The sequence below is a fragment of the Rothia sp. HMSC064F07 genome, from assembly GCF_001837265.1.
GTDB lineage: Bacteria > Actinomycetota > Actinomycetes > Actinomycetales > Micrococcaceae > Rothia > Rothia mucilaginosa.
Map to the genome: position 1 here is coordinate 102,683 of NZ_KV831928.1, position 1,410 is coordinate 104,092.

Consider the following 1,410-nt stretch of genomic DNA (forward strand, 5'->3'; position numbering starts at 1 on the left):
CGGCATTGCCCGCCTCGGTGGAGATACGACTGGATGTGGACTGCACATCATTCTCGGGCCTCTTACCTTCGGGCACCGCGGCGTCCAGGGTCTCGCGGACCTTGTCATCACATTCGATGATGAGCCTCTCCTCGGGGCTGAGGCTTGCCCCTGGGGTGACGGAGATGGGAGCTTTGGCGTTGGGGTCTCGCTTCTGAAAACCGTACTTCTTGGCGTACTCGACGTTCCAGGGACCGTACTTTCGGCCCAAATCGCCACGCGGCGCGCTTTCAGATTGGGGAGCTTGGTCGGGGTCGGTGTAGCTCTGCCCGTGTTCGGCGTAGCACTGCTTCTTGGCAATCTGATAGGCCGTGTATTCGTAATGAGTGCCCACCTCGTAGTAGACGTAATCGTCCAGGGGCATCTTTACGATGTCCTGTTCCGCGTCGAAGATGGCGTGGACGCTTTCGTCGCGTTCCAACGGCGGGTTGAAGAGCGAGCAGGCGCTCAGGGGCATGATGCCGATGCAGAGCAGGGCGCCCGTGGCGAGCAGGCGGCGGCGCGTGCCGGTACGAGGGGCGGTGGTGCGGCGGGTGAGGGACTTCATCGTTGAACACCTTTCATAAGAGTGAGTTGTACACCACATTACACCTTTTACTCCCTGTCGCGCCCGAATTTCGGGGGGGGTGTGCACCAAAAATTTTTGCGCGCCCACTCGTCTGCCGAGAGCTGCATCCGCTGCGGGAATATCCTCGCGGGTGCGGGCTACCCGCCGAGCCTGTGTCTCGGGTGGCCCGCACCATTACCGGTCTTTCCCCGGTATCAAGATTCGGTTTTAAAATCCGACGTCAAAACCGGTCGTGGACGCTCGGGTTACTGGTGCTCCTGAACGTACTGCTTGAACTTCTCGTCACGGTCGCGGTCGGCTTGGCGTTCCTGCTCAAGCTGCGACTGGTACTTGCGGATGAGCGGCATCTGATACTGTGCCTCCAGGTCGTAGAGCTGCTTGCTCATGCCGACCTGCTGGTTACATTCGGCCTGGATGGTGGCGATGCGAATTTCCTCTTCGGAGGCGGGTTCGTTGAAACCGCCGTTCTTGCTCTGCTGCTCAGCCAGCGGGGTTTCCTCGGCGACGGAGCCTGCCGAGCGAGGGGTGAGGCCGCGGTCGGAGACGCACTGCTTCCACTTCTCTTCGAGCTCGCGGTGCAGTTTGCTACCGTAAACGGCATTGCCCGCCTCGGTGGAGATACGACTGTATGTGGACTGCCCTTCATTCTCGGGCCTCTTGCCTTCGGGCACCGCGGCGTCCAGGGTCTCGCGGGCCTTGGGGTAGCATTCGATGTCGAGCCGCTCCTCGGGGCTCATACTCTCCCCCGAGTTGAAGGAGATGGGGGCGGCAGCGTTGGGGTCTCGCTTCTGAAAACCGTACTT

General features: G+C 61.1%; 2 pseudogenes. Both read right to left on the reverse strand.

Annotated features, from left to right (window positions below):
- A pseudogene (locus HMPREF2712_RS08215) lies at positions 1 to 586 on the reverse strand (multidrug transporter); the annotation flags it as partial.
- A 266-nt stretch (positions 587 to 852) separates the two neighbouring features.
- A pseudogene (locus tag HMPREF2712_RS09210) lies at positions 853 to 1,410 on the reverse strand (multidrug transporter); the annotation flags it as partial.